Origin of the sequence: Gilliamella sp. A7 (assembly GCF_002142015.1) — a bacterium.
Classification (GTDB): Bacteria; Pseudomonadota; Gammaproteobacteria; order Enterobacterales; family Orbaceae; genus Gilliamella; species Gilliamella apis_A.
On sequence record NZ_NASN01000073.1, the window covers coordinates 1 to 7,572 of the forward strand.

Consider the following 7,572-nt stretch of genomic DNA (forward strand, 5'->3'; position numbering starts at 1 on the left):
GATCTAACATAACATGGTCAATAACCTGATATGTGCCGGGTTGGCATACCATTAATACCGTTGCGACAAAATATGGACCATTATGGACAATAACGCCATGCATATCATGCCAATCATACTCTTGTATGCGGCGTTTTTTCGGTTGTAAAAATAGTTTAGGATGTCTTCGTACTTTAATGTTAAAAAAGTAACTTTCATTAACATACACTTTACCTGTCTGACGATTGAATATGATAGGACTACCACGACGTGAAAATGCATTTTGATAAAATTCAGGAATAATTATATATAAAGCAAAACTACAAAGAATAAATCCAATTATTCCAATTAATGTCGCTTCGCGATCAAATCCAAAAATCAACCAAACCATGCCCAAAATTAAAATAATCATCCCAATAATACAAGCAAAATAGAGGCATGTATAAAAAATCTGATCACTAAATGTCTTACGTATAAAGGCACAATAGTTATTATTAGCATAAATTAACCGATCGTCATGCAATTTCCATATATAGGCTATTTTATCTAAATCATCGATCCAACCTATGATCTGGGGGCGGTATTTTGATGGCATTATTGTTCTCCTATTACTTCTCCCTCATTCCTTTGCGGTCTACTTAAGTTTGTTATTATGGGTTAATATTATATTTTTGTTTAATTACTGCTAACTCTTCAAGTGATGTTGCATTAAAGGCTTCCACCATCCATTCTGGCCAACCGTCACCTTCTATCATATCCTTTTTAAACTTCGCTTCTTCAGCTGTTTTGTATTTTCCGTCATCTATATTTGCTGATTCATAAAACTTCATAAAACCATTGAGCCAACCCCAGATAAATTTTCTACCTATAGAATCACGCACAGGATCTAACATAACATGGTCAATAACCTGATATGTGCCGGGTTGGCATACCATTAATACCGTTGCAAATAAACGTGCGCCATTATAGACAATAACGCCATGCATATCATGCCAATCATACTCTTGTATTCGGCGTTTTTTCGGTTGTAAAAATAGTTTAGGGTGCCTTCGCACTTTAAAGTTAAAAAAGTAACTTTCATTAACATACACTTTACCTGTCTGACGATTAAATATGATAGGACTACCACGACGTGAAAATGCATTTTGGTAGAATTCAGGAATAATTAGATATAAAGCAAAACTACATGTAATAAAACCAATTATCCCAATTAATGTCAGTTTGTGATCAAATCCAAAAATAAACATAACCATAATAACAATTGAAAAAATCATCCCAATAATACAAACAAAAGTGAGGCATGTATAAAAAATCTGATCACTAAATGTCTTACGTATAAAGGCACAATAGTTATTATTAGCATAAATAAACCGACCGTAATGCAATTTCCATATATCGGCTATTTTATCTAGATCATCGATCCAACCTATGATCTGGGGGCGGTATTTTGATGGCATTCTTGTTCTCCTATTACTTCTCCCTCATTCCTTTGCGGTCTACTTAAGTTTGTTATTATGGGTTAATATTATATTTTTGTTTAATTACTGCTAACTCTTCAAGTGATGTTGCATTAAAGGCTTCCACCATCCATTCTGGCCAGCCGTCACCTTCTATCATATCCTTTTTAAACTTCGCTTCTTCAGCTGTTTTGTATTTTCCGTCATCTATATTTGCTGATTCATAAAACTTCATAAAACTATTGAGCCTACCCCAGACAAATTTTCTACTTATAGAATCACGCACAGGATCTAACATAACATGGTCAATAACCTGATATGTGCCGGGTTGGCATACCATTAATACCGTTGCGACAAAATATGGACCATTATGGACAATAACGCCATGCATATCATGCCAATCATACTCTTGTATTCGGCGTTTTTTCGGTTGTAAAAATAGTTTAGGGTGCCTTCGTACTTTAATGTTAAAAAAGTAACTTTCATTAACATACACTTTACCTGTCTGACGATTAAATATGATAGGACTACCACGACGTGAAAATGCATTTTGATAAAATTCAGGAATAGATAGATATAAAGCAAAACTACACGTAATAAAACCAATTATTCCAATTAATGTCAGTTTGTGATCAAATCCAAAAATAAACATAACCATACCTACAATTAAGAAAATTGTTCCAATAATACAAACAAAATAAAGGCATGTATAAAAAATCTGATCATTAAATGTCTTACGAATAAATGCGCAGTAATTATTATTAGCATAAATTAACCGATCGTCATGCAATTTCCATATATAGCCTATTTTATCTAAATCATCGATCCAACCTATGATCTGGGGGCGGTATTTTGATGGCATTATTACTCTCCTTTTTTATTCTTCATCGTGAAATTTATTACTGTCTCGGTTAATTATCAATGGGATTTCGTTACAATCTGCCGTATCGGGGTAGATACTGATTTGATAACTTTTTAACAGATCATAAACAGAGGTACCAGCTATCCATGTTATGACTGTTAAGTCGCTCTTGGGCTGATTAGGAGCAGATCTTTTTAGTTCAACTTTTTCTGGATCTTTAAACATGATTGGTAATACTCTTATCAATACCCTATTTTGGGCTCTTTGATTATTATAATGCTTGTCAAAATAACTTTTTTGGGCGGTAACATAGTCTCTAATTTTTAAAGTACCCTTATCTTTATTTGTATCGACAAGCATATTATCATTCGGCATAGGTTGTTTATTTACTTTGCTGGCGCTGATACTGAAATTCAACTCAATAAAGTCGGTATTGCTTTGCTGATTTTTACCGAACAAGCGAACTGAGGCCTGCAAGGATTTGTGGGAAATAGATGAATAATCTGGGTAATACAAATAAAAATAGATATACCTATGATCTATTTTCTCTCCGGTATAATGGTTTGGTTTTTTAAACATAAGAAATGTCTTAATATCTGAGATTGCAACCAAATAATCATTAATCGCATGGCCAAAGCCAATAAAAGAGTGTTGCTCTTCGTGATAGGCATCATACTCTAAAAAGGCTAACTCACTGTGCGCACCAAAATAACAGCGGTTTAGCCAGTGATAGATAGCGGTAAAATTATCATATTTTTTGCTATAATCTATTAAAAATGTCGCTGCTAATAATAATACAAATCCAATACCTATAAATAAAGTTGAAAGAGATAATAAAAATATAGCGCCAAGACCTAAACATACAGAACCAAATAATCTAGAATAAAAATAACTTTTATCTTCCATCTTCCACATACCAAAAGCACTTTTTAATTCACTCAACGCTTCCATTATAGTAATAACGGCAAAAGCTTTAGCGATGCATTTTGAGATCATTGTGTTTGATTCTAATAAACTTTCAATTTCGGGCACTGATGCTTTGGCTGCAGTTGCTAATTCAGCGTTTACTAATTGCTTTCTTAATTTAATATCACGGTATATAGTAACAGAATCGACACTGAGTAATGCTAATGAGCTTAAGTCGATACCTAGTTGACGTAGTTTCTGTGTTTGAGTTTTGCCCTCTTCAATTTTGTCCAATGCTTTAATATCATCTAAAATATTTAGCATGGTGATAACACCCATTACCGCATTAACACTATAGTTAAGTTTAGCGGCTTGGAATTTTTGATTATTTTCTTTTTGTAGTTTTAGTATTTCTGTATTTTTATCAATATTTTCTATTTTTTTTACATCTTGATTGATCGTATTATTAGCTGTTTCAATATGTTGTATACGAGCATCTTTATCAATTTTATTGTGTTTTGATTGGTCAATCGCTTCTTGATTGGTAGATGTCTCTATTTTATTGGTATGAATTTGACTTTCTAAATTAGCTTGCCGAGTGACTAAAGTGACATATTTAACCATGTTAGTTGCTAAAAAGTCCTTAAATTTATTTGGATTAATAATCTCGTTATTTTTAAAAAAATCAACAATTAAGCCTTTACTCGTTTCATCAGGAAAGCAAAGCGTGAATTTAAGCGTGTGGGTTGCTGGTTTTTTTACACCAACTTCATATTTTGCATCTGGCACATCAAATTTTTTTAAGAATGTAATTTCTGGACCGGTCCAAGGGTTTTTACGGAATAAACTTCCTTGTAATTGAGTTAATAATGCGTGAACTTGTCGAATTTTATCCGGCCTAACTTTTTTCGTAAATTCAACTGGATAGGTACCAATGTCACCTAAATAAACAAGCGAATCAAGCTGTTTTAAACGAGGCTCAATAGGTTGGAATTGTTTATGTGTTCTTAAAATTGAGTATTTTTTTAGTGCAAGTTCATGCAGATATCGATTTTTTCCTACATTTCTACTTACACTGCTTCCCTCTGCCATCTTGGTAAGTTGCTGGTTGGTTGATGCTAATTGTTTCTCTAATTGTTCAAGTTCTTTAGTTTTTTGCGTTCTTATTTCTAACAGTTTTTCATGTTTTTTTGGATCATATGGATTCTCGTCGATCATTTTTTGATTAACGTCAATCTCTTTCTGTTTAGTTTTAATATCAGCTTCAAAACGCTGTTTCGTTTTTTGCAGTTCTTTTTCTTTGTCGGTTAGGGTGTTTTTAGTCTTTTTTTCCTGATAAGCATTATAAGCTAAAACCAAACCCGTTGATCTACTGATTACTTCGCGCCATGTTAGTTGGGTATTATCATCTAAATTGACAAATTCTAGTGCATCAAGATTTATACCTTGATTATTTTGATGCTCAATTACATAATAAATACTATTATGGTTACTTAGTAATTCATCCCAAAGGGCACTGCTTTCATCAAGATGGACTTCCGCATGGTTAGAATCAATCAGAATTTGCACAACTTCTTGTATAAAGTTGATGGCTAAGATATTGGTAGAAAAATCAAACTCTTTTTGCCAAAACGGCACTTGATTGAACGTAGTTGGCTTTATATTACTGAATTTTGAAACGAATTTTGCATTACCAAACAACCAACGCGCATAAGTAAAATAATCTTGCGACCATTCTTGATAATATTTTTCAATATCAGCAAAAGCGATTTTCAATTCATCTTTGAAGTCTGTAATTTTTTTATTATCAAGCCGTTCATTTATGTCCTTTATTTTTTCGGCCTTTTCAGATTTGGCTTTTTCAATATTATTTTGTGCTTTATCTAAAAAACCATCACCTGAATCATGTGCAGAGTCAATACTTTTTATATAGTTATACCATTCTTCTAACCTGGCTATTTCAGTGTCGTAAGCATTTTCGACCGAAGTACGGTAGTTCTCAATAATCTGTAGAATAGTGCGTTTTTTAAACATGTCCGGTTGATAATACTTAAACCGTTTTTTTAAAATAGGATTAACTTTATTATATAGTTGTTCACCGCGTTTTTGATAAACCTGTGTTGTTTCTTTTAGAGAAAAGACATCGCATTGCGGATCATTCTGCTCGTTTTTTTTGTTATCCTTATCGTCCTCTTGATTAATAAAAATTTGCAGTTGTGATATTCGCTGTGAGTTTAGTTCTTGAGCAATACCAAATGTATCTTCCAATACAACGCCACAAGATATCGGTCTTCCCCCCTTGTAAAGCTGATTGGTATGCGAAGCATATTCTTGTTTCTGATTTTTTAAACTTATAAAAGAGTGTACCGATTCAAAGTTATTAAGACCTTGTTCACCAAAACGAAACTCCAGTACTTTGCTGTCATCATTATTAGATTCTTGATAATTACTACCAAAAATATCTTTAAATGGTACAGAACGATTATCTGTTGCTTCTACGGGTGAATCTTTAAATTGTTTTATATTAATTTTTGTAAAACGGGATAAGATATTGCTATCTTGTTGTTTTAAATAATCATTGATTGTTTTTTCGCTCCAAGGTTGCGACGAATAAGCTACCCATACATAAGTATAATGTTCTTCAAGATTAATAAATGATGCTGGAATGGTATGACAGGCATTTTTGCATGCTTGTGATATCGGTCTTGGCTGGGTATTGGTCAATTCATGAAGTTTTCTTAATCTAAGTGCCCCTTCAATACATTCATAGACATGAAATATTCGGCTATTGATATCATCATCAAGTTGATGCATAACATAGACATAACCATCACGCAAAGTACGAAGTACGTAGCTATAATACTCTAATTCCATTTCTGGTTTGCGATTGTTAAAATTTAAGTTTTTAGTGTAATCTGCTAATTCTTGATAAATGGGGTCAATACTTTTAGTTAACGAAGATTGAGTTTTTACAACCGCTTGACGCAATAAAAATACCGGAATTCCGACTCGACCACAAGCAAGACAATTGCCTTTAGCTTCGTTTTGATTTTCTTTAGCAATTTTTTTTATTTTTTCCATATTACACTCTATTATTCTGGTTTAATCTGTTTTTGCGATTCTTTATCAGAAAGTGATTAGCTTTCAAAATTAATATTGGCATTAATAACATGTGTTGAGAATGAGCCTGGTTCTTGTTGCGCTTTTCTAATTTGCTCAAATATTTGTGGGTGTTCGGTAAAAACTTGATGATATCTTAATCCATTTAGTCCCCAAAATAAGATATCAGTAGCATCGGTTAAGCCCAATTGATAAGCCTGTTCAACCAGTTCTGTTGATTGTAAAATTACATTTTCACTAAGCGGTATATTTTTTTGCTCATCAAATTGTGAGCGGTTATTTGACCATGCATTAACAAGAGTTCGAATCATCCTGAAATTTTTTAAGCGTTGACAGTAATTTGGGCTCCAACTGATTGGCGTTTCAAGTGAGTTATCAGCTGTGAAACGAATGAATTTGCCACCATAAATGGATGGATAATAGTAGTTTTCAATTTGAGAAAATTGTGCTTTTAGCCATGCATTGTCTTCTTTTGAAGCTACTTCGTGTAAAAATTGCATTCGAAAAGGTTCAAAGAAAGGATAATAAGGTTGACGCAATGTTTGTGCGATATTATTGCCAATCTTAATTAGTTGTTTTGCCAGTACCGACGGTTTAAGATCTGAGATAATGTAAGCACAAATATAGCGTTTAGACCATAAACATTCAATTTTGGCTTGTTGGCTGATTTCATCAAGAATCCAATCTGCAAAAAAGTCATTTGGATCAGCAAGTTGAATAAGTGTCGGGCATATACTTTGATCATAATCCAAATCTGTACGTAATACTTGGATCAGTTTTTTTTCACCAAATAGCTCTAATAATGAATCACGTGATAATGGACTAAATGAATTAAGTACCACTAAATTATCTACTAATAAATAGCGATATTTATTTATGTTATCTTGATTGTTTAATTCAGTCAGCATTTTTAATCCGTTTCGGCACAGCGTTTAACATTCAGTTCACTCGATTTTAGCGTTATCGTTCTGTTTTGAGTTGCAGGTCCCATTTTTTGCATAGCATTACTTTTTATGTAAACATTATCGGCCGTGCCCAGTTCAATCCCAGCACTGCTAATTTTGATGTATGAACCACCACACATTAATATCATCTCTTTTGTGGCCGACCAATCAACACGGCCATCGACACTGTCTATTTTAATATCTTGCTTGGCGGCCATATTCAGGTTGGCATTTTGTGCCTGCACCTCAACATCCCCCTGATTGGCAAAGATTTTCATTCCTGATTGTTGGGCAAATAGACCGA

General features: G+C 33.3%; 6 protein-coding genes. All 6 read right to left on the reverse strand.

The window, feature by feature from the left end; translation table 11 throughout:
• Positions 1-574 (reverse strand): DUF6708 domain-containing protein (locus B6D18_RS11725; protein ID WP_144063993.1); only part of this gene is annotated, 574 nt, incomplete at its 3' end.
• A 55-nt stretch (positions 575-629) separates the two neighbouring features.
• Entirely contained in the window at positions 630-1,436 is an 807-nt protein-coding gene (locus tag B6D18_RS11730; protein ID WP_086364617.1) for a DUF6708 domain-containing protein, read from the reverse strand.
• A 55-nt stretch (positions 1,437-1,491) separates the two neighbouring features.
• Positions 1,492-2,298: a DUF6708 domain-containing protein gene (locus B6D18_RS11735; protein ID WP_086364618.1), complete on the reverse strand. Its 807-nt coding sequence runs from the start codon at positions 2,296-2,298 to the stop codon at positions 1,492-1,494.
• A gap of 15 nt (positions 2,299-2,313) precedes the next feature.
• Entirely contained in the window at positions 2,314-6,285 is a 3,972-nt protein-coding gene (locus B6D18_RS11740; RefSeq protein ID WP_086364619.1) for a toxin VasX, read from the reverse strand.
• 56 nt (positions 6,286-6,341) lie between these two features.
• The gene (locus B6D18_RS11745) at positions 6,342-7,232 is read right to left on the reverse strand and encodes a hypothetical protein (RefSeq protein ID WP_086364620.1); all 891 of its coding nucleotides are present in this window, start codon (positions 7,230-7,232) and stop codon (positions 6,342-6,344) included.
• Between the two features lie 2 nt (positions 7,233-7,234).
• Positions 7,235-7,572: DUF2345 domain-containing protein (locus B6D18_RS11750; protein ID WP_144063994.1), on the reverse strand; the 338-nt coding region annotated here is incomplete at its 5' end.

Bases quoted from the DNA above. Each gene is read 5' to 3' on its own strand.
- B6D18_RS11745 (WP_086364620.1), bottom strand. From the start codon at position 7,232: ATGCTGACTGAATTAAACAATCAAGATAACATAAATAAATATCGCTAT.
- B6D18_RS11740 (WP_086364619.1), bottom strand. From the start codon at position 6,285: ATGGAAAAAATAAAAAAAATTGCTAAAGAAAATCAAAACGAAGCTAAA.
- B6D18_RS11730 (WP_086364617.1), bottom strand. From the start codon at position 1,436: ATGCCATCAAAATACCGCCCCCAGATCATAGGTTGGATCGATGATCTA.
- B6D18_RS11735 (WP_086364618.1), bottom strand. From the start codon at position 2,298: ATGCCATCAAAATACCGCCCCCAGATCATAGGTTGGATCGATGATTTA.